Consider the following 21544-nt stretch of genomic DNA (forward strand, 5'->3'; position numbering starts at 1 on the left):
AATTTATTATAAATAATAAAATGAAATTAGAAACCATAAAATCTACGACTAAAGAGGAGATAATTCAGGAAATTGATGACATAGCAACGCAGCTGCTGAACCATGTATTTCACATCGGTAAATCTACTTACCGGTTAACGGAAATTGAGTTTTATATTAAAACTATAAACAATGGTGAGTTTGATGATCCATATATCTACGGCCATCCCCTACAGCTTCAGACAGGAAAACTGTACACGCATGCGTCAGGTATTGATATCACGCTAGGAAATGAAGAGCTATATGTAGGTGTACTATTACGTGGTATAGCCAAGCTTAGGGACAATAAATCGTCAGGAAATGATTTAGGTATCGATGAGCGGTATAACCTAGAAAAGATTATCTCCGGCCCACACAAGGTAGCTACGGAATTGATTTCCAACCTATCCTTTGACTCAGTCAATACGCTCTCCTGGTCTGAGTTAAATAATGGAATATTGGAACCATTTGCCCTCACAACCAAAACTATTCGCCATGGATTAAGTAAAAAAGAAGAGTACTATTACAATCTTCCCCTACGGTATATCGGTTTTTATCCTATTGAAGTCGTGAGAGCTATCGATAAGGATAAGAACTTTACATTGGCGAATAGGGAGAAAATAGTAATCGATGAAATGAACAAAAGGGAGAAGGTAGATACGGACTTGGTGAAATCTATACTTGGCTATATTCCTTCGGCACTGAAATAATGCTATATGTTTCTGATTTACTGAAAAGTAGATATCCCTCGGTTGCTGCCTGTTTAAAGCAAGTAACGGAAATCGGAACGATTCCGGGGACAAAGGATATCTGGGCGCGGGATTTTATGCCAATAAGAAATACTGGGGATGAATGGGTACTATTTCAATATTTCCCAAAATACTTACAAAATCCGAAATATCGATCGTTGATTACGGACAATAAAGCAGTATGTAAGGAAATGGAGCTTGACTTTACGTATTCGTCCATTATCCTCGATGGCGGATCGGTTGTGTATGGGGATATGCTGTACTTTGTGTCTGAAAGGGTGCTCAGGGACAATGCACAGTTTTCACGAATCCAGATCAGAGATATCCTGATGTCATTGTTAAAGACGGATCAAGTCATCTTACTGCCTGAAGCACCACACGACTTTACAGGGCACTTGGATGGTGTATTAGCTATTTTGGATGAGAAGACGATATTGATCGATGATAGCCAAGATGAATATGGTCAGTGGCTGAGGAATACGCTTACGGGGTATGGTTTTGAGATAGAAGTCCTCCCCTGTAGTGCGCATAAGAATAGAACTTACCAATCGGCCCGGGGAATCTACATGAATTATGTAGTGCATGAGTCGAACCTTTTGGTACCGGTGTTCGGCCAGAAGTCGGACGAAATAGCTGTAGAGAGACTGTCTTCTTTATACCCTACTCATTCTATCACCCCTGTCGAATGCAATGAATTGGCTAAGGAAGGTGGTTTGTTGCATTGCATAAGTTGGGAAAGGTAGCGTTGTTTGAATTACTATCGCCTTATTGTAACTCCATCAACATAGGGTTGGCTTTCATTCGCTTCTTCCAAATGAGAACTGGTATACATCGATGCTACTATAAGGAGTGTATAAGCTGTTTTCCTTTCGCTGTTAAATAATACTGCTGTTTGCTACTGGTAGGTTTGTCGGGGATAGTTAATGCTATATACCCAGCATTTATCGACGGCTGAAGATACTGTACTCTGAAATTTTTACGATCTCCAAGGTTTAATAACTCCTGAAGTTCATGCCTTGTATGCTTGTCCGTCATCACTGATAATAGTGATTCAACTTGGGGGGGACTTGAGGGGTGACTTGGGGGGGCACTTGCTCACTTGATGGCAAGGTTACTCCTATTTCCTTCCCTAATCCTTTCCCTATTTCTTCTCTTAGTTCTTCTCTTAACTCCTCTACTAATCTTATTACTAAATCTTCTACTAATGCTACTCTTATTTCTTTCCCTATTTCTTTCCTTAATTCTTCTCTTAATCCGTCTACAAATCTTACTACTAACTCTTGTACTAATGCTACTCTGATTTCTTTTCCTTATCCTTTCCCTAATCCTTCTCTTAATTCTTCTACTAATCTTATTACCAACGCGACTCTGATTTCTTCCACTAATCCTTTCCCTATTTCTTTCCCTAATTCTCCCCTTAACTCTTCTTCAATTTTTCTAATATCTTTTCTAGAGTCAACTTAATAATTCCCAAGAAGAGCTTTTGCGAGTTCCTTTGTTGATAATTTTATTCTGCCTTCTAAGCTCCATTATTAAGTTTTCTATTTTCTTTTTCCGTTGTACATCTGTCATCCGATCTGGTAGCTTATTCCACAACAACTCATCGATATCTGCACGCGACATAGTACTATGCTGGGAGATGGCTTTTAACACGAGATCGAGATAGTACTGATTGTCAAAAGCTTTATTTTTTGTATACCCTGCCTTGTCTCCAGATTTTTGAGCTATATGAAGTATCCTTCTAGCGAGTAGTGCGGGCTTGATAGCTTGCGGTATTGGTAAGTTTGAAACGAGGTTGCAAATAAATTTTCATTTTGCTTTAATTATTCTGTAAATTTGTATAAATGAGCGCAGTAAAGGATATATCGAAAATCTTTCCCAAATATTTATTCTGGGATGTCGATCCAAAGAATTTAGATATTCAGGATGACAAAGATTTTATTATCCCTAGAGCACTAATGGCTTCAACTGCTGAAACATTTGCTAAAGATATCCAGCCCCTAGAAGAGCTCTACAGTAGAAGCCAAATTGTTAGAGAATTGCAAAGAACCAAAGAGCGTATTAGTAATGAGGTATGTAGACTTGTAGCTCATCGTTATCATGTTAAGGAGTTTTTACGTTATCAGTAATGTCTGCTATTTCTCCAGCTCTATTACATACTATTCGTGAGTTACAATCTTTTGAAAGTTTTGATGGTTCTGCGTTAGGTGGTGGCACTAACTTAGCTATTCGACATCAACATCGGATATCCACTGATATAGACATCTTTTTCCCGCATATAATCGGAAAAACAGGTTATGAAAGAATCAAAGAGGAAATTCAGAAGTTCTATGGTGGACGTGTATTTGGTCTTCAATTTCCATGTGCTATAGATGACCAGTATATTTTTCTTCGATTTTTTGTGATATGTGATGGAGAAACGATTAAAGTTGAGGTGCTTCAAAATATGAGAATGCTTGATGACATAGAAGATATAGATGGCATCAGATTCGTATCGGAGCTAGATATTGCATTGTTTAAAATGCTGTCAGCAACAAACCGAGCTACACAGAAAGACATATATGATCTAGACCTCCTCTCGGAAAGAATTCCATTGATACAGCTTTTTGAACAACTTGAAAGAAAACGTTCTTTATTTTCGGGAGAGGAATGTCGCACTATTTTTGATCTCGACGAAGAAACAAATCCATTAGACGCCCCCTTGACTTTGCTGAAGTTTGACAATGGAGACATTCAAGCCCATAAATCTAGGCCTCACCATTCACAAAATAGAGTCGACATAGCGGAAAATCAGAAAAGTTGGCCAGTGGCTCGATCGAGTTGGCGAAAAAAGGTTCGCGTTCTGTTCGACCAATTAAATATAACATTTCCAAGCCCCTCCTCTTCGGATGTGGAATATGAATAAATACTAGGGGGCAGTTCTGCATCACCGCTTGCTGGATTACCTAAACGATTTCTCATATGACAAAAATTCTATTGTCAAATAGTTTAACAAAAATTTTATTGTCAAGACACAGGCTATAACACCATCTTGAACACGCCGATGACCTGAAGGTCTGTAGTTTCCTCGCCCCTAGTACAATAGGATCATAAGTTGTATCCCTAGACTTGGGCAAGGGGATAATCTCTTGAGATTGCCAATCTTCGTCGGTTATGGTCTTTTTATTCGCATATTCTTTGATGATATAATTGGCCTCGAAATCGCGGTCTGCTGAGCTGCTGGACTGAACCAGGCAGATAAGCCCATTGTGGGAGCAGCCCTGATAGTATTCGAACATTTACGATAATGTCCAAAATTGTGAGAAATGCTTTTTTAAAAGGCTTCTGGCTTAGCATTCTGTCACATTTTTTTCAATTGAAGGTTTATCAAAATTTCCCTCAGTCTTTTGGCTCTTGTTTCAGGCTTCTTAGCGGTTTGTAATCTAAAATTGATGGTAAATTTATTGGTCTTGCTAAGGGATTGATAAAATGCTTCTGCTTCTTTATCCTTTGCTAATTCTTGCAACAAGTCTTCGGCATCCTGCATCGTAGTATGTGAGTCGTAAGCTCTTGCCCATCGACCATCAGTTTTAGCCTTTTCAATTTCTACATACCCTCTGGGCATCATCTTTCCATCTGCAATGAGTTTTTCCACTATACCAATATTGCGTTTTGACCAAATGCTCTGCGCTCGTCTTGGTGTGTATTTCTGCAAATACGATTGATCATCATAGCTTTTGCGCTGTCCGTCAATCCAACCAAAGCAAAGCGCTTCGTCCAAAGCTTCTGTAATTTTTATGGATTCTATCCCGGAGTTAACTTTGAATACTTGTAGCCAGATGCCTTCCTGCATATCTTGATTTTTATCTAACCAATTTCGCCAGGATTCTTGGGATTTAAAAGATTTGATTATCGCTTCTGCCATCGAAATGCCTTTAATATTCTTTTTTAATCACAAAAAATGAACCTCTTATTGTTCCTGCCAGTTTTGATTTCTGCCGGGCAAATTTAAATTTGTTCAGTTCTTCTGGCACTTCCATACCTTCGGAAAGTTTGAAACCTACGGCTCTTTTCTTTGGGTTGTCCAAGGTATATAGTACATTTATGGAAAGACCGCTTTCATAAAAAACAAACACCCATTTAATTCCTTCTACAAGTAGTGACGCGGTTTCTAATGGTTTTGATGCAATGACAATGTTGCGTTCTTCCTTCAGAATCTTTGTGACCCAATCCAAAGTTTCTTTGCTATCTGAAACTGGAGTTGTTACAAATTCTGCTTTGTATTTGTTTTGAAAATATCGAGCTTCATTGGCCCGCAAAACAGCAAGGGCAGATGCAAATGGCGATGTTTCTAATCCTTTCTCGTTAACATTTTTAAAATCTACTAAATAGCTCATAGTTATATTTTATACATTGGTATTGAATAGTTCCATTCAATATTCATCAGTTAGTTGAATAATTTTGTCGCCAAGGAACACAAAAACAGATTTTCCTTTTAGCTCTAATTTATCGCCTTTTTTCAATCCATTTGGAAAGTCCATTGCTAAAGTCGCAGAATAATCTACTTCTATTTCCGTGGTGCCATTATTGTGTTTTAAGAAAGTGATTTGTTGTCGCCTATTATCGAAAAATGATTTCGCTTGTTCGGCTTGTTGCTTAAACTCATTTATTCCATTCAATATCATATTCACTTTGCCATTCTGAACATTTTTAAAAATGATATTGTCGTCAAAATCACAAATCATTTTTTCTATATCGAATTCATTGTAACCCTCAATATAGTTCTGAATTATTCTTTGTCTTCCTTCGTTCATGTTGTCATAAGTTTAGTTTTTGACAGTTATTTCGTCACAATGACCGCTAACAGTTTGAATATTGCTGAGGGCGGGAACTTTAGGGCTGAAAGCTTAAATTCAGCTCTGAGGTGAACCAAAACAAATCCCTATGAGTTAAATTTAAGAAAAAAGTCAATATAACCACGAAGTGCTCAGGAATTCCTCCGAAAACAAACAAGACATGAGTAATTGGTTTTTCGCGAAATAGAAAACTATGCAGGAGTTACCTCTGTTATAGACTCATAATCTTGTTTCTCTACCCCGGCTTGCTTGAGCAGTTCATCATTCATGGTAAAGCCCTTGACAATGTACTCGCGCAAACGTGCCGTAGCCCATTGACGGAACTTGGTGCCTTGATGGCTCTTGACACGGTAACCTACGGAGATTATGACGTCGAGGTTGTAGTAAGTCATTTCATAGTTTTTGCCGTCAGCCGCAGTTGTTCGGAATTTCCGAACAACTGAAATCTCGTCCAATTCGCGCTCTTCAAAAATATGTTTAATATGTTCGCTAACAGTAGATTTTGACTTTTGAAAAAGTTCACATAACTGTGCCTGTGTCAACCATACTGTCTCATTCTCCAAACGGGTTTCGATACGGGTACTGCCGTCATCATTCTGATAGATGATTATATCACTCTGCTGTTCCATAGTCTAAAAGTTTAAAATACCACGCAATAATTTGCCTCGAATAATGTATTATGTTAATACGGCTTAAACCATGCAAAATAACCTTTTTTATAGGTATAAACAAGGTGGAATGTACGAAATATCCAACTCAATAGTCGCCACATGAGTATTATTCTGTTCAATAACACCTCCCACCTATACCCTATAGCTAATGCACAAAATACAATGCATAAACCAAGTAAAATGTAGTTTATGCATTATATACTATTCATTAAATGAACATAAAACAATATTTATAGGCTGTCTTGTGCTTTAAGCTTTGGGAAAAAGGAATTGGCATAACTATAGTTTCGTATCCTGTCCAGTTCAAGTTCATCCAAGTCATCCGCATGCTGGAGCAGTATCTCCATCGGTATCTCGTAATCCATGCCGTCCGAATACGCAATAAACCGAAACAGGCCATGTTGCCACACATAGAATAGAATTCCTGGACGAAGATTTGCATAAAAGTAGCAGTATATCATCTGCTCCATCATTTCCCTGTTTTTCGATTCGACGAGTTTCATCGCGATACGCTCCAAGTACCAACATAACCGATGAAACCACCGATCCCTCAACCCCTTGTCGTAATAGTTTTGCACTGTCTCGATAAACGAATCCTCTGATCTGTTCATAAAGATCTGACGGGTACCATGTTCCAACAGACGGAATATATATTTGCTCTCGATCGGCATCTTCGAAGGTTTTCTAATAGCTATGCATCCCTCGATCGCGTCATGCTCCAAGAGATGCATCAAGGTGCCGAAGTCTGGGGTGTACTCCAAAAGTGTACAACCTGACAACCGGATCTTTCCGGTATCTGATCTTACTACTCGTCTATAATAGATTACCTGATTCTTATCCAATGGCGCACTTGGCTTGCGTTTAAAATTATTGATATGCACGAATGCGACTTCCTCTCCGTGGATCCGTACATTACCAAAGAATTTTGTGTTGTCAAACCATTTGACCCGTCCAAAATTAAAGCGCTGTTCGTGCCGTTCGCTAAATGCCTCCTTCAAGCGTGTAGCGAGATCATTTTTATCGGGTCGATTGTCTGTCGAGCAAAATTGTACAATCATCGGCGCACGTTGCATATCGATGACTTTTAGCTCAGTGGGCCATTCATCCTCCGGCACTTCCATCTGGCGGAGTTTGGACCGCTCTGTCCGCAAAAAGTGATTTTGGCGTGCTTCTTCAAGTGCTTTTTCGATCAGTTTCGGATCTCGGATGATCCCCTGTTCGACCGCCCAGTCAAAGATCTCTACCGGACTCAGTTGCAGAAGTTGGTATGCTCGTCCGTTGACATTACGATGTTGGAATACCATTGACCCAAAATCGGGGTCGAAAATATCAATAGCGGCCTGCGAATTTTCGTAGTTAAGATTGATGTAGATCAGCATGGGCTCTACCGATCTCCCTGTCCGTTGCAGGACATCGAAGCTTTCAGATAATTGTGCATAGGCCTTTGTCAGGACCTTAAGCGACGAGGATACTTTCAGCTCACCGATGGTGAGTGTATCTTCTCTGTCAAGCACAAAGTCTATTTCCCTAAACCGCTTGCTGTATTTGTGATCACGTCCCAGCTGTTCGAAGGTTAGTATCCTATTTTCCTGTCCTCCATAGGGTGCTACCCATTTTCGGACAGCGCTTTCGAGCAGGACAGAAATCTTGTCGGCATATAAACGCTGGCCGTAGCCCTCTCCAATCCGTGATGTTGCGAGGCGCTGTCTCTCTACATACCTACGGTATTCAGGGTCACTGGCCGTGACCAAGGAAATATTCCGTGTGCGTGTGCGAGGATCCATGACCTTTTACATTTTGGTGCGGTTTACCGTTAACTAATTGCGGTGAAAGTTTATTGATGTCCTTTCAAGCTTAGCCCAATAAGATACAAGATACATATTTTTTTGTATAAAAAAAACAACAAACTGGTATTAAGCGATTTATAAATTTAAATATAGAACTATAAGCAGTATCGCTAGGCTTGGGCAAGGGGATAATAAAGAAGATAGCCCTCACAAAAACGCAAGGGCTACCTTTTTTTTACCAAACCATAACCTGGGGAATCCGATTGCTGTATTTCTTCCCATATCTGCCGATGTGTCTGCACAAAAGAATCATTAACCTGCTGCTCGGAGGGAACGGGCGTATGCGCATCCAGATGCCGGAGATAATGCGATTCCAACATTTGTCTTTCCGCTTCGGTACAGCTCCCCGATAGGTAATCATCTAATAAATCGTCTATTCTTTTATCCATTTTATCTTCATCATCGAAGTACGTCTAACAATAAGAACCCTATTAGACCTTTAATTCCCGACTTATTTTAATAAAAAATGTAATCTACTGAATGGCAGTGTTATAAAATCAACTATTAGCGCCTATCAAAAGAAAGATGGCGATAGCGAGTCCAAGTTTCAGCCGAACATCTTTTACAGCCTTCGACTGAAGATTTCGTACTGTTTTTTCTGAAATATCAAGTAGCTCTGCTATCTGGGAGATAGAGAGGTTATCAAAATGCGCCATTAAAAATACCTGACCGGATTTGCCGGGCATCTCTTCTGCTAAACCACGGAGCCTCTTGATCAGCTCCTTTTCAAATACCGCTTCTTCGGTATGTGTGTACCCCTCCTGCAAATATTTATGAAGACTCTCTTTATATTTACTGACTACCGTTTTGCGCCGTTCTTCGTTCAAGAACCCATACTTTATCCCTTGATGAAGATAAGACAATATAGTTCCTTTGATTTCAAGTTCATTACGTTTGGTCCACAAGTTTACAAAAAGAGCCTGAAGTATATCCCTGGATTCAGATTCATCCTGGGTAAGTTTATAGGCATAGAAAAACAGAAAATCATGAAAGCGCGCATAAATTTCATCAAAAGCCCGTTGATCATCACTCCTAAGAAGAGCTAATAACTCGTGTTCATCTAATGTCTGATAATCCATGCAATATAATCAAATCGTTAAAATTGGTGTTCCCTTTTCTGACCGTGCTGGTAAATATAAATGTTTTCATTAATTGGCAGAAATGGAATGGATCAAATTGACTAGCTCCAAAATAAGGTTGCGCAATGCTGTCGCATCGTCAAATACCCGGAAATTGTAATCGATGCCTTGGAGATCCTCGTTGCCGGTTTCTTCAATCTGCAGGGTATTGTCTACCCAGGCAAGGTAGCCATCTCTTAATTCTACGGCAAGTCTGTTCTAAGGAATCTCTCCATAGCATTGACCGAAAGGTTTGGAAAAGGATATTCACCTGCTACTTTATATAATTACAAGCAGTTCTACACGACTTTTCCTGAGGAAAACATTTTCTACACACTGTGTAGAAAATTGACATGGGGCCATAACAGGTCTATTATGAGGGTATTGGATGAAAAAGCTAGACGCTAACGCTACACTTATTTCTTTCCCTAATCCTTTACCCTCATCAAATGGCTTTGTTGTTTGACAAGGAGAATTGGAAGAAAATTCAACTGTCGCAAATTTTGCGACAGTTCAAAAAGAGTTAAAGTCTACCACTTTGACATTAAACTTATTCATTAATAAGCTGTCACATAGAAAAATAAATATTATTCCGTATCTTTGTATAGTATATGAAAGATTTAAATATTAAAAAAGCACAAGTTCTGAAATCAGCATCTCAAATGATTGCTGACAAAGAAGCTGTACGTTCATATATCAAAGGAAAAACATCTCTTAAGGAACTTGATAAAAAAGGGATAAAGTTTGCAAAGCCATTATAACTACGTCTTCGACGGCATAACCAGTACTTATAATTTCGTAACAAAGAACTCTATTTTATATAGGGTGGCATTTATAGTGGATGAAACTTTCTCTACTCTTTCTGGAGAAGAGATCCCAAATGTATATCAACTCATAGTTGAAAAAGCAAATGATGAACTAGAGTCTTATGATGCAAAAGTCTCTAAAACTATTGAAGACATTATTGAAAAGTTCTTTGCCCATATAGAAAATTCGTTAATTTATATCTGCTCGGATGATAATCAAAAGTCGAAGCAACGACACGATGTTTTTGATCGATGGTATAGTAAATCCGTTTATAAAGAAAACATTCTAAAATTTGATAACATTATTCGCTTTGATATTGGCATGCCCCATCCGCAAATTCTATATACATCAATGATGTTTCATAGAGACAATATCAATAGCAAAAAACTTATTGCCATCTATCAACAGATTGAAAAAGCACTGACCGAAGATAAATAGAGTTAATATGAGGTATCCTACTCTTTTCTTATCAAATCGTATAGTTTATCAAAACTACCTGTACCAACTTTCCGATACACCATATTGCCTTCGGGATCTAGAAGTACCATCGTGGGCAACGCTTCGATATTGAACAAATCCGAATATCCCCGTCTGTAAACGGGGATATTCGGATACTTTTTTTGATGTCAATTGACATAAGTGCTTCATAAGCGGATGGCTCAACGCTAATCAAAATAAATCTTGCTTAATTATTTTAGTCGCATTGCCACGTTCCAGTTCATGGTGATTCTGCCATTGGCCATAACGTTGTTCCATCAATTGCTCTGTTTGCCAGACGACTATTTTTTCCTGTAACCGTATGAGACAACGTTTTTTGTTTTCAAGCTGTGAGCGTGTATCCGTAACGAATACCTGAACCCCCGAGGGTAGATGCGTACCGCGCACCGCTGTTTCGACTTTATTCACGTTCTGTCCGCCTGGCCCTGAGGAGCGACAAGTTTCTAACTTGACATCCTTGGGATCCCATTTCATCAATTGCTGCACATCGAAAGCGGCAACGCCCACGAACCAATTTTTACGTTTGTGATATCTGCGATAGGGACTCTGTGCTATCCATTGTACTGTACCCACCCATTCTTTCAAAAAGGGGCCTAAATTATATCCCGTGAGCATCATTGTGGAGGATAGCAGTGTCCCCTTAAGTTCGGCAGCTTTGTTGTCGAGCACCTCAATGTGAAATCTCTGATTGCGCGCTTGCTTTAGTATTAAACTTTGTACGCAGGCCACGACCCGACAGCATTCTGCCGGGCCCTGTCCTGAGGTAATCTGAATTATCATCTTCTCCATCATCATTCTTTATTCATTCTTACAATACGTGGATAAAATTTGCCTTGGATATCAACTAGGTCGCGCTGTGCGACCATAACTGCTTCTATATCCTTATAGGCTAATGGGCTCTCCTCTACGTTACCTCCTATTAAGGTAACGCCAGCACTACTAAGCAGTTTTTTCATAGCGGAAGAAGTTATACTATCCTTCGCCTTTTGTCTGCTCATGGCACGACCTGCGCCGTGCGATGCGGAATTTAGTGCATCAAGGCTGCCTCTACCGGATACGAGATAGGCTGCTGTCGTCATACTACCGGGGATTATCCCCAACTCACCGGCATGGGCCGGTGTTGCTCCTTTGCGGTGCACAATTGCCTCTTTACCATCGGCCATCACTTCTTTCCAAGCAAAGTTATGGTGGTTTTCGACGACTTGGAGCGCTCTCAGTCCTAACGCCTTGAGTAGGTTTGCATGGATGCGTTCATGGCAAGCTTTGGCATAATCGCCAGCTAGCGTCATGGCAATCCAATATTCCTGTCCGGCCTCGCTACCCATATCTAACCAGGCCAACTGCTGGGCATGTCGAGGTAATTTGCAGCTATCCATAGCTCGTTTAGTGTAATGTTGAGCTATGGCTGCGCCTAAACCACGGCTACCGGAATGTGTTAATAGTGCCAAGTATTTTTTGGCAGGTAGCCCCAAAGTATTGCCTGCATACAGTTCCAATTCGCCAAACTCAACGAAGTGATTGCCTTTACCTGACGTACCTAGCTGACGTACTGCTTTACCTCTTAAGGGTTTCAGAAAGGGTATTTCTTCGAATACCCGGCTATCCAGAATCTGATGTTCCTGACGGATATCCAAGCTACCTTCCATCCCGAAGTGCGTATAGTTCTTCAACGCCTGCTTAATTTGATACGCGTATCGCTTTATGAAACTATCGCTTTCATCGATAATGGAGAGCGCCATTCGACAACCGATGTCCATACCGACGGCATATGGAATGACTGCATTGTCGGTAGCCAATACCCCGCCGATAGGTAGGCCAAAGCCCCTATGTGCATCTGGCATGAGTACACCTTGTATACTCACGGGTAGCTGGCTGGCAATTTCCATTTGCTTTTTGGCTGATTGTTCGATTCCCTTACCGCCGTAGGCTTTAAAAAAAATGGCTTCGTCTCGTAGCTCATAACTCTTAAAGGACACGTGCTTTTCTCTACCAATTATCTTCTCGGCTATCTTTGATGTGCTTTCATCAGCCAAAAATGCCTCTGGGTTGTTCTGGATGTCTTGCAGCAAATCCAGTAGCTGTTGTTTACTATGATGTTTAAAATTCTTTGAGGCTATATTGATAACTAAACTACGTAGCTGGTCGTTGTGATAGCCTATCTTGCTTAAATCTTTACTTCTTAAATTGCCCATTTGGGTTTTTGTATTTAATCCCAGCCTCGCCGCAATAATGCTTTGGGGTAGGAACCGTGACACCTCCATATTGCGGGGGTCACAGTGTTTTTTTTAAAAAATTTGTTGGATGATTGTTAGTCTCTGTTCGTCCTATTGCAAGGATATACCCTTTCTAAAGGTGCTCAGAGAAAATCTAAAAGATATTGGGACAGGCAAATACGCTATAAGTATTACTTATAAATATACTGAATTATAAAAAACAGGGAATTTGACTGCCCAATTAGGCAATGAGCGAAAGGGACGATATGTAGATCTGCTCTGTCATGATTTCTTGATATTTAAAGATGAATAACTCAAGAATATGTGCAAATATATAAAAATCGTTTAACTTTTCATTTTTTCACACGATCTCGTTAAAAAGGGTCTCGATATTCATTCTAACATTTGTAGATAATACAATCTCGAATATACTGAAGCTACAGTGTTAATCCGGTTTAAATCATGTAAATCAGCTAATCTTAAAGGTATAAGCAAGGCGGTATTATAATCTATTCAGGGAGTAAACACTATCAATAATTAAAAAATAAGATGACAAGATTTCTATTGCCAACTATGTTGGCAATAGAAACCTTGTCATCAACGACTAACTCTCAAAGGATAATAAAATGGTATTAAAGCAACAAGTCCAGTTGGGTTCTAATACGGCTATCTGAAGGCCGAGCGGCATTGGGATCGACTATCCGTCCTTGATCATCTAGCAATACAAAACGAGGTATCTGTAAGATATTAAATGCTTTTGATATCTGCTTGTTATTGGCTGCATCTAGCCATACCTGTATGCCGCCTAGTTTTTCCTTTTCTATAAACTCCACCCATTTCTGTCTATCATTTTCCCTATCCATAGAAATGCTTACAAATACTATATTTTTGTCTGCATAATCATGCTCCAGCTTCTTAAGATGGGGAATCTCTTGTATACATGGCCCGCACCAAGTGGCCCAAAAATCAATATAGATGTATTTGCCCTTCCAGTTTTCAAATGTGAAGTTCTTACCTGTCGTATCTTGCAATACTACTAGAGGCGCTTTATTGCCTTCGAGCATCCCCTCCATGGCATGGTATTTTTCTTTTACTTTTTTTGCGATATCTGGATAAGGTGAAGAGCTGCCAAATTTGTCATACAGTTTTCGTTTGAAATTTGTCCGTAAAGCAAAGGCATAGTATTCGTACAGGGGTCGATCGCTAATCTGTGCTGCTACAAAATCGAAGTAGTCTGCCTGGGAACCGGATATTCGGTAGGACTCTTTAAGATAGAAATCCAAAAAGTAGAAATAGGCTATTCCTTTCTCTGTTTTACTATTATCGGTCTTCACATCCGCCAGAAAATCATAATACCCTTGTTCTGCTGTGTAATTATCCGATCTATATGTAGCGCGCATAGTGGGGTATTGTAGTCTAGCCATAATAGCATCGGTATATATAGTCCATTCGCTGATATGTATCAGGTGCTTAGACAATTTATGCTTTTTTCTAAATTGAGATAGAAACTCCGCACGTTCCACCCGCCGTTTTTCCACATAGGCTTGGTATTGTTCCGGGCTGTAGTGTACATAACCAAAATAATTCTTCAGGTGCTTGTCTCGGTATTGGTTAAACAACCAATCTTCTTCATTCAGGTAGCGGCTGTCTGCATTGTGCTGGCCTGTAATCTGTAAAGTGGTGGGGATATCTCCTATAGTAACTTCGATATGCTGCTTATCTTTGGGGTTAAGATAGAGGTAGATGAGCTCCGGCCGATTGGTGCTGCTGCTGATGGTGGTGTCTATGCTGTCCCCTTTAGGTAGTGTAAACTTTTCCTCGGTACGGGTTGAACCCAGAATAAGGAATACCCGGGCAGGTCCTGATAGCGCTACTTCGAAACGAAATACACCATCTGCGCCTACTTCAATCTCTTGTTTTTCCTGGTTACTCAATAGTCCGTATTCTTGATAACTAAAGGACACGACGCCTCCTTTAAAGCCTTTAATCTTGCCGGTAACCAGGGCTTTGCCTGTAACTGCATGAACTGCACAAACAAGAATAAAGAAACAGCTAAAAAGTAGTGTGATTTTCTTATTTAACATGGTCTTGAATCAAATGAATAAAAAACCTTCTGTATCCGCTTTTTTAACAGATACAGAAGATAAATTCTATAGATTGGGGTTGAATGCTGCTGCATCTGATGGTATCGGTAAATAGATGGCGCTGGATCTCCAGGTTGGTTTGAGTGCAGGAAGGATATCGTCTGCCCTAGTCTTGTCTGCCCCTCCGCTTACGCTTGGCCAGCGGCGCAAATCGTACCAGCGGTGGCCCCATTCGGCAAATAGCTCTACACGCCGCTCTTGCTCTATAGCTTCGCGAACGGCAGCATCGGCATTGCCAAGGGAAAGTGCTGTCAGTCCTGAACGCTCGCGTATATCATTGATATCATCCTGGGCTAGATTGTATTTCTTTTGGTTGTAACGTGCCTCGGCACGTATCAAATACTGCTCGCCTAGACGTAATACCATCGTATACTCGGCGGTAGGTGTGATGCCGAAACGTGCCTTGTATTTGTAAGGATACTTGTGTGTCACACCTGCTGTAGTGGTAATCTTGCCTACCCATTTTTCGTGGCGCTGATCGCCTACCTCAAATGCATTGTATAGGTGATTGGGAATAAGGCGAAACAATGGTGTACCCGTAACTATATTTGCTGGAATGATCAAAAATCCTTCCCAGGTATTGCGCCCGCCGGAAACATTGACGGCTTGTATCTGCCAGATGGCTTCATCACTGTTTTTCAAAAATACTTTGTTCATATCGGCAGTTGGCATGAGCTTGTACAATGGATTGTTGATGACTTCGCTAGCTTCCATCTCGGCCAAATCCCATTTTTTGGTATACAGGTAAGCACGAGCCAGAAGCGCCGTTGCCGCACCTTTATTGGGACGGACGCGCTGCCCGTTTGCATTTACCGCAACACCATTTGGATAACCATCCAGAAGCTTGCTCTTTGCATCTTTTAGGTCTTCAATAATCGAGGTGTACACCTCTGCCTCGGGTGAACGGTTTTTGAAATTGTTTTCATCTACATTAGAATTCAAGACTAATGGTACTCCGCCAAAATTATTGACCAGGTAGAAATAACAGAATGCGCGTAAAAACTTGGCTTCGCCAATCAACTGGCTTTTTACCTCGGGAGATAATGATGTTGCCTTTTCCAACCCTTCGATACACATATTGGCTTGTGCGATGTATTTATAGGGCTGTGTCCATAGTGTAGCCAAAAACTGGTTGGAAGGAAGTACCGCATTGGTTTTAAACTCGTCGTAGGCTGCAGATTGAGCGGCATAAGCAAACTCATCGGCCTCCATGGCTGGAAGTACCATGGATAGGACATTGGCAAACTGGTAGTTCAGTTGATTCATTCGGGAATATACGCCAGTGACAGATGCTGTCGCTGCTTTGTCGTCTGAAAACGCTAAACCTGCTGCTACCTCGTCTTTGGGCACCCCTACGTCTAGGTAACTTTCGCATGAATGGAGCCCTAAACTTAATCCTACTATCGCTATATATTTTAAAAATCTCATAACTATTCTCTTTAATATGTAAATCGGATACCTATTGTGTACTGTTTCATCGGTGGCATTAATCGACCTTGTGTCTCGGGATCAAATCCATCGTATTTGGTAAATGTTAATAGATTTTGCCCCTGCCCATAAAGCATAATGCGTTGTGACTTAATAGCTGGTAGTAGCGAGGTAAAATCATAACTTACCATAAGGTTTTTCAAACGAATGTAGGACGCATCTCCCCATTGTGCGTCTGAATGACGGTAATAGGTATTGTAAGTGCTGTAGGCCTCGTCTGCAGATGTGGATGCTGATCTCGGGATATTTGTCACCTGCCCTGCTTGTGTCCAACGGTCAAGTACGGAGGTATCAAAATTGGTCATGATACCTAGTGCTCCGGGTGCCATGTATCCAAAGTTCAAGAGCTCTCCTTCCTGTTTTACAAATTGCAATAAGAAACTCAGGTTGAAATTTTTATAGGTAAAGCTATTATTAAGACCTCCGAAAAACTTAGGTAACCGTGTACCCATTACGTATTTATCATCTAGGCCATCGGATAGTTCGCCGTCTCCGCTAAGGTCTTCAAATTGGGCAATACCAGTCTGTGGGTCTACTCCAGTAAATTTGTAGCCATATACGCTCCCCATGGAGTATCCCACCGCATATAACTCTCGTTCGTACTCAGGGAACGATTCTAAGCCTGGGTAATCAATCAACTTGCTAGTTGAAATTGTTAAGTTGGCAGATGTATTCCATTCGAAATTGCTGTTCTTAAAATTGGTGGAACTGACTTCAAACTCCCACCCTCTATTCTGTACAATGCCTGGAAGATTGGCTGTAAATCCTTCAAAACCTGTCTGTGGTGACAATTTTTTAGTGATGAGCTGATTGTCTGTTTTATTGTAATAGCGGTTTACATTTAACGTTAATCTATTGTCCCAAAAGCCTGTCTCTAAGCCGAACTCCAGTTTGCGAGTCGTCTCCCAACTGTAAAGAGGATTGGCTACTCGGGTAGGGTATAATCCTGCCACGCCATCGTAGGGGTAACTATTGAAGCTCCAGGTATCCATGTAGCCGTAATCACCAATCTGGTCATTACCTGTAACCCCATAACTACCACGCAACTTACCAAAGCTTAAGAATGAAGTATTGTCGCTTACGAAGCCTTCTTCGGAAAAGACCCATGCTGCACCTACTGAACCGAAGTTGCCTACGCGACGATCAGGACCAAAGCGCGAGGAACCGTCCCGTCTAAAGGTACCGTTGACAATATATTTATTCTCGATGTTATAGGTAGCTCGTGCAAATCCTGCCTGATAACGGTATTTGCTGTAGCGCATACCATTGGATCGTACGGAGACAGCGGCATCAATATTGTTAAGTTGGCTCTCCAAAGTAAAGTCTTCGCCAACAAAATAGTTTCCATCGTTGATCCCTTCTTGATAGGTCAACCCTGCTAATAGATCCAACCTGCCTGTCCCTAGCTCTAATGCATAGTTGACCTGCGGCTCTATACTGTAGGAGGAATACGATCCATTGCCTAAGTGACTGGTGCTAACAGCACCAGCAGTAGGATTGAAGGATGATAATGGAAGCATTCGTAACTGGTTTAATGTAGTATTGTTATACCCGATAGTAGCTGATAAATTCAGGTTTTGAATAGGACTATAACGCAAGGTACCGCTTGTCAAAAGGGTCTTATTACGTGTTTCTTGTTTACGTCTTAAAAGTGCATAGGGATTTTGCAGATTTCCATACCAATATAACGTTCCATCTTCATTATAAATCGGCATATTGGGTGGCAAATCGTAAAACTGACTGATGTCTGTTGCCATTGCATTGTTAAAGTCTCCGGCATAGTTGGCAGTAGCGGCGATAGAGAACTTACCATTGGGAGAGGTATGGTTAATGCTCAACATACCGGCGCCTTTTTTATAACCGTTGTCACCTGGCTGAACGGTGCTCTCATTGCGTAAGGTACCTGTAAGCAAGAAATTGGTGGTTTCTGAACCGCCACCTATGGACATGTTGGCTTCTGTAACCTTGCCTGTACCACCCATCATTTTCTTCTGCCAGCTCTGATCTAAGTTTTGGTCCCATTCGAAGAGATCGGGCACGTCAGGATCTGGAGTGACGCCTGAGTTTTGATATGCTTCTCTACGAAGTTTTAGGTACTCGCTTGTATTCAACATATCGACCATATTAGTGACTTTTCCTCCTCCGGTGTAGGCATTGAAATTGACACGGGTACTGCCGGATTTCCCTTTCTTCGTAGTAATTAAGATGACACCATTGGCTCCACGTGAACCGTAAATTGCAGTTGCATCGGCATCCTTTAGCACATCAATCCGATCGATATCGCTCGGATTGATACCCGCAATAGGACTTTGTGTACCATTGTCTCCTGTAAACATGTTGAGAGATTCGGAAAAGAAAGGCACTCCATCGACGATGTACAGTGGTGAACTATTGGCAGCAATGGAGTTGATACCACGCAGACGTACATTTATTGCTGCTCCTGGCAGCCCATTGCTGCTGCTGATATCGAGTCCTGCTACGCGCCCTTGTAAAGCTTCCATAACATTGTTGACCGGAGCACGGGACAGTTCTTCGCTCGTAATGCTGGCCGTAGACCCGGTACTAACCCTCTTGCTGGTAGTACCATAGGCTATGACGGTCACGGCATCTAAACTTCCAAAATCGGAGGCAAGCACAATGTCCTGCATGCCCGTGGCATACGACAACTCTTGAGTTTTGTAACCTACGGATGAAATGATTAACGTGACATTTCCCTCTTCTTTGATTTTAAAATTGCCATTCTGATCTGTCGATGTAACTCTATTAGTGCCTTTGATTCGAACGGTGACACCTGGCAATGGTATACCAGATTCATTGAGAATACGGCCTTGTCGTTGTTGCTTTGCTGCCAACGAATTGCGATCGGTATCTATGTCGTTGCCTACGCTGATACTCTGCCGCTTGATTACGACTGTTTTGCCAACTTGCTGATAAATTAGATCGGTATTTTTTAACAGATCGTCTAGTAGCATGGCTACATTATCACTAATGGAAGCTACATGGCTCTGTTTATACTTATCGACATCGCTGCTTACATAGGTGAAGCGGATATTTGTCTGTTTTTCCAATTGCTTCAAGGCGTCCTTCAGGACGACTGTACCTGTTGGTAACGATGCTTTTATTCGGGCCAGATTTTGGGCCGTTGAACTGGCTGCTACAACTGTCGCAAACCATGTCAATAATATTGCTAACGAGGATATTTTCATAAATAAGCTCTTAGTGCACTTGTTTCGGATTAAATGCATAATTTTGATATTGATTTAGTATAATGTAATCAGTTTATTGAATCCTTAAGTCATCTCGGGGACCAGCCGAGATGGCTTTATTCTTTTTTCGTATCTTTCTATATCATAAGCTATTTCTCTTTATTTAGGTTAAAAAATCAAGTAGTTATTTCCTTCTTTTTTGAATTTGCTATCTGTTAATGTTGTCAAGATTTCTAGTACATAATGGGGATCACTGTCCTTGGCTACGGATAGGGTAATAACCTTATCTCCTAGCGATGGATGGAGCAGATCAATAGAGATCTTATAATAACGCTCCAAATCGGCAATGATCGAAGAAATGGATTCGTCTTCGTATTCGAGGTAACCTGCTGTCCAGCTACCGGCAACTTTGCTTTTAAGTTCTTTCTCTATGGCGGCCGCCGAGACCGATACTGGCATCAACGGTACCCTTAATTCCTGATTTTTGACGAGGGTCGCCAAGATCGTATTTTCTTTGCTTACCATAACTTTGCCACTCTTAACGGTGACCAATACGTCTTTCATGTCTGAATATGCCTTAACATTAAACTTGGTTCCCAACACTTTGGTACTTACATCGCCTGTATGGACAATAAAAGGCCAATCTTCGGCATGCTCGACTTCAAAATAAGCTTCTCCAATCAAGGTAACTTCTCGGGGCTCTCCTTTTTTGAACGCTTTTGGATACTCCAGTGTTGAAGAGGAATTTAACCATACCTTGGTGCCATCATCCAGTACGACTATTTTATCATCGTCCTGTACTATACTATTGATAACTTGGACTTGCTGATCCGCCTTATTCGTCTGCCACTGCTGTCCGTAGAAAAAACCTACGATCAACATCGCCGCAGAGATCGCTACACCTATATATATTTTGTAATTGTTCTTGTCTTTTCTTTCCTTCTCTCCTATCGAGGAGTGACTTTGGTTGTCTTGATTGTCTTTAAAATCCAACAGCCTGCCATCGTCATCGACGTAGGTCAAGGATGGGTCTTGCCGCTTAAGTTCTTCGTACAGCTCTTTTATTAAAAGAGCCAGCTCTTCATCGTACTTTGCAGACCGAATCATTGCAAACAATTCATCCAACTCCAAACGGTTCGATCTATTGTAAAAATATTGTCTTAGTAAATAGGTTATACGTTCTTTCATTATGCTATCTATACTAAAGACGTAACAGCAGGCTCTATGTCCTATTGGTTGCAAAGATTTTTTTAATATTTCGTAGGGTGCTTGATTAAAACGTGATAGTAAGGGATTATTCGTATATTTATATTGTACTTTCCGATAAACATGAAGAATGACAATATCCCTTTAAGGAAAATAACCTATTCTGATGAAGATGAGCGGTTCTCGAAATCTGAGGAGGAAGCCTTACGTCTTTTGTTCAACGATATTTTTATTAGTTATGAGAAGCCTCTCTTTAAACTCGCCCACAACTTAACTAAAGACAAGGATATCGCTCGTGATATTGTTCATGATGTGTTCATGAAATTATGGGAAATACGCGCTAAACTTCATGAATTAAAGTCTCTTGAGTCTTTTTTATTTATCCTCACACGTAACAAGGTGATGGACCACCTTCGAAAAATCTCATCTGATAATAGGTTAAAAGAGGCTATTTGGAAATCAATGCAGCATATAGTGGTCGAACAGGAATCGACTATGGAACAAAAGGAATTTCAAGAGCAACTCCAGAAGGCTATTAATGATCTTCCGCCACAACGCAAAGTAATCTATATGATGCGCGATGAAGGCTATAACTATAACGAGATAGCTGACGAATTGCATATCTCACGCCATACGGTAAAAAATCAGATCAGTGCTGCGATAAAATCTATCCGAAAGCTAATTAGTAATTTTCATAGTTTCTGAATTGATTCTTCGAACTGTGGATCCAAAGAATCTAAATGG

22 protein-coding genes and 3 pseudogenes are annotated in these 21544 nt (G+C 40.8%); 8 read left to right on the top strand and 17 right to left on the bottom strand.

Annotated elements, in window-relative coordinates; all coding sequences use genetic code 11:
* Positions 1-20 precede the first annotated feature (20 nt).
* Both B5X76_RS12380 and B5X76_RS12385 read left to right on the top strand, forming a co-directional pair.
* Complete coding sequence (locus B5X76_RS12380; protein ID WP_079643430.1) at positions 21-728, top strand: hypothetical protein; 708 nt, start codon at positions 21-23, stop codon at positions 726-728.
* Positions 728-1510 carry an agmatine deiminase family protein gene (locus B5X76_RS12385; protein ID WP_079643431.1) on the top strand — a complete coding sequence of 261 codons (783 nt, stop codon included), beginning with the start codon at positions 728-730 and terminating at the stop codon, positions 1508-1510. The genes B5X76_RS12380 and B5X76_RS12385 overlap by 1 nt, the downstream gene beginning before the upstream one ends.
* 97 nt (positions 1511-1607) lie before the next feature.
* On the opposite strand, the pseudogene B5X76_RS22450 reads toward B5X76_RS12385, so the two are convergent.
* Both B5X76_RS22450 and B5X76_RS21985 read right to left on the bottom strand, forming a co-directional pair.
* Positions 1608-1817 (bottom strand): annotated as a pseudogene (locus B5X76_RS22450) (Fic family protein); the annotation flags it as partial.
* 405 nt (positions 1818-2222) lie between these two features.
* Positions 2223-2390 (bottom strand): hypothetical protein, encoded by a 168-nt coding sequence (locus tag B5X76_RS21985; protein ID WP_176141054.1) that lies wholly within the window; start codon positions 2388-2390, stop codon positions 2223-2225.
* 221 nt (positions 2391-2611) lie between these two features.
* Between B5X76_RS21985 and B5X76_RS12400 the strand changes: the two genes are divergently transcribed.
* Positions 2612-2896, top strand: coding sequence for a DUF6922 domain-containing protein (locus B5X76_RS12400; protein WP_079643433.1), 285 nt, complete (start codon positions 2612-2614; stop codon positions 2894-2896).
* Positions 2896-3672, top strand: coding sequence for a nucleotidyl transferase AbiEii/AbiGii toxin family protein (locus B5X76_RS12405; protein ID WP_079643434.1), 777 nt, complete (start codon positions 2896-2898; stop codon positions 3670-3672). Before B5X76_RS12400 ends, B5X76_RS12405 begins: the two co-directional genes overlap by 1 nt.
* Positions 3673-3724: 52 nt before the next feature.
* Here the strand turns inward: B5X76_RS12405 and B5X76_RS12410 are convergent, their stop codons facing one another.
* From B5X76_RS12410 to B5X76_RS22455, 9 genes and pseudogenes are all read right to left on the bottom strand, one after another.
* Positions 3725-4045 (bottom strand): hypothetical protein, encoded by a 321-nt coding sequence (locus tag B5X76_RS12410; protein WP_079643435.1) that lies wholly within the window; start codon positions 4043-4045, stop codon positions 3725-3727.
* Positions 4046-4107: 62 nt separating this feature from the next.
* On the bottom strand, positions 4108-4671 hold the full coding sequence (locus B5X76_RS12415) for a YdeI/OmpD-associated family protein (protein WP_079643436.1): 564 nt from the start codon (positions 4669-4671) through the stop codon (positions 4108-4110).
* Positions 4672-4681: 10 nt separating this feature from the next.
* A complete protein-coding gene (locus tag B5X76_RS12420; RefSeq protein WP_079643437.1) occupies positions 4682-5143 on the bottom strand; it encodes a phage tail protein in 462 nt (153 codons plus the stop codon).
* 36 nt (positions 5144-5179) lie between these two features.
* Positions 5180-5560: a hypothetical protein gene (locus B5X76_RS12425; RefSeq protein WP_079643438.1), complete on the bottom strand. Its 381-nt coding sequence runs from the start codon at positions 5558-5560 to the stop codon at positions 5180-5182.
* Between the two features lie 233 nt (positions 5561-5793).
* A complete protein-coding gene (locus B5X76_RS12430) occupies positions 5794-6231 on the bottom strand; it encodes a virulence RhuM family protein (protein ID WP_079643439.1) in 438 nt (145 codons plus the stop codon).
* A 272-nt stretch (positions 6232-6503) separates the two neighbouring features.
* The gene (locus B5X76_RS12435; RefSeq protein ID WP_079643440.1) at positions 6504-8057 is read right to left on the bottom strand and encodes a cold-shock protein; all 1554 of its coding nucleotides are present in this window, start codon (positions 8055-8057) and stop codon (positions 6504-6506) included.
* Between the two features lie 227 nt (positions 8058-8284).
* Positions 8285-8509 carry a zf-HC2 domain-containing protein gene (locus B5X76_RS12440; RefSeq protein WP_079643441.1) on the bottom strand — a complete coding sequence of 75 codons (225 nt, stop codon included), beginning with the start codon at positions 8507-8509 and terminating at the stop codon, positions 8285-8287.
* Between the two features lie 108 nt (positions 8510-8617).
* On the bottom strand, positions 8618-9199 hold the full coding sequence (locus tag B5X76_RS12445; RefSeq protein WP_079643442.1) for an RNA polymerase sigma factor: 582 nt from the start codon (positions 9197-9199) through the stop codon (positions 8618-8620).
* Between the two features lie 69 nt (positions 9200-9268).
* Positions 9269-9427 (bottom strand): annotated as a pseudogene (locus tag B5X76_RS22455) (hypothetical protein); the annotation flags it as partial.
* A gap of 27 nt (positions 9428-9454) precedes the next feature.
* On the opposite strand from B5X76_RS22455, the pseudogene B5X76_RS22460 reads away from it, so the two are divergent.
* The 3 genes and pseudogenes from B5X76_RS22460 to B5X76_RS12455 all read left to right on the top strand — a co-directional run.
* Positions 9455-9646 (top strand): annotated as a pseudogene (locus tag B5X76_RS22460) (DUF1016 N-terminal domain-containing protein); the annotation flags it as partial.
* Positions 9647-9849: 203 nt separating this feature from the next.
* Entirely contained in the window at positions 9850-9999 is a 150-nt protein-coding gene (locus tag B5X76_RS21990) for a hypothetical protein (RefSeq protein ID WP_176141056.1), read from the top strand.
* A complete protein-coding gene (locus B5X76_RS12455; protein ID WP_139375296.1) occupies positions 9983-10483 on the top strand; it encodes a DUF6169 family protein in 501 nt (166 codons plus the stop codon). The genes B5X76_RS21990 and B5X76_RS12455 overlap by 17 nt, the downstream gene beginning before the upstream one ends.
* A gap of 231 nt (positions 10484-10714) precedes the next feature.
* Here the strand turns inward: B5X76_RS12455 and prfH are convergent, their stop codons facing one another.
* From prfH to B5X76_RS12485, 6 genes are all read right to left on the bottom strand, one after another.
* On the bottom strand, positions 10715-11338 hold the full coding sequence (prfH, locus tag B5X76_RS12460) for a peptide chain release factor H (protein ID WP_245801033.1): 624 nt from the start codon (positions 11336-11338) through the stop codon (positions 10715-10717).
* Positions 11335-12735 (bottom strand): RtcB family protein, encoded by a 1401-nt coding sequence (locus B5X76_RS12465; RefSeq protein ID WP_079643567.1) that lies wholly within the window; start codon positions 12733-12735, stop codon positions 11335-11337. Before B5X76_RS12465 ends, prfH begins: the two co-directional genes overlap by 4 nt.
* Before the next feature lie 653 nt (positions 12736-13388).
* A complete protein-coding gene (locus tag B5X76_RS12470; protein ID WP_079643445.1) occupies positions 13389-14840 on the bottom strand; it encodes a TlpA family protein disulfide reductase in 1452 nt (483 codons plus the stop codon).
* Between the two features lie 66 nt (positions 14841-14906).
* Entirely contained in the window at positions 14907-16328 is a 1422-nt protein-coding gene (locus B5X76_RS12475; protein WP_079643446.1) for a RagB/SusD family nutrient uptake outer membrane protein, read from the bottom strand.
* 11 nt (positions 16329-16339) lie between these two features.
* A complete protein-coding gene (locus B5X76_RS12480) occupies positions 16340-19594 on the bottom strand; it encodes a SusC/RagA family TonB-linked outer membrane protein (RefSeq protein WP_245801034.1) in 3255 nt (1084 codons plus the stop codon).
* 168 nt (positions 19595-19762) lie between these two features.
* On the bottom strand, positions 19763-20782 hold the full coding sequence (locus tag B5X76_RS12485; protein ID WP_079643448.1) for a FecR family protein: 1020 nt from the start codon (positions 20780-20782) through the stop codon (positions 19763-19765).
* Positions 20783-20923: 141 nt separating this feature from the next.
* On the opposite strand from B5X76_RS12485, the gene B5X76_RS12490 reads away from it, so the two are divergent.
* Positions 20924-21505 carry an RNA polymerase sigma factor gene (locus B5X76_RS12490; protein WP_079643449.1) on the top strand — a complete coding sequence of 194 codons (582 nt, stop codon included), beginning with the start codon at positions 20924-20926 and terminating at the stop codon, positions 21503-21505.
* Positions 21506-21544: the final 39 nt, after the last annotated feature.

The sequence above is a fragment of the Sphingobacterium nematocida genome, from assembly GCF_900168125.1.
Taxonomy (GTDB): Bacteria; Bacteroidota; Bacteroidia; order Sphingobacteriales; family Sphingobacteriaceae; genus Sphingobacterium; species Sphingobacterium nematocida.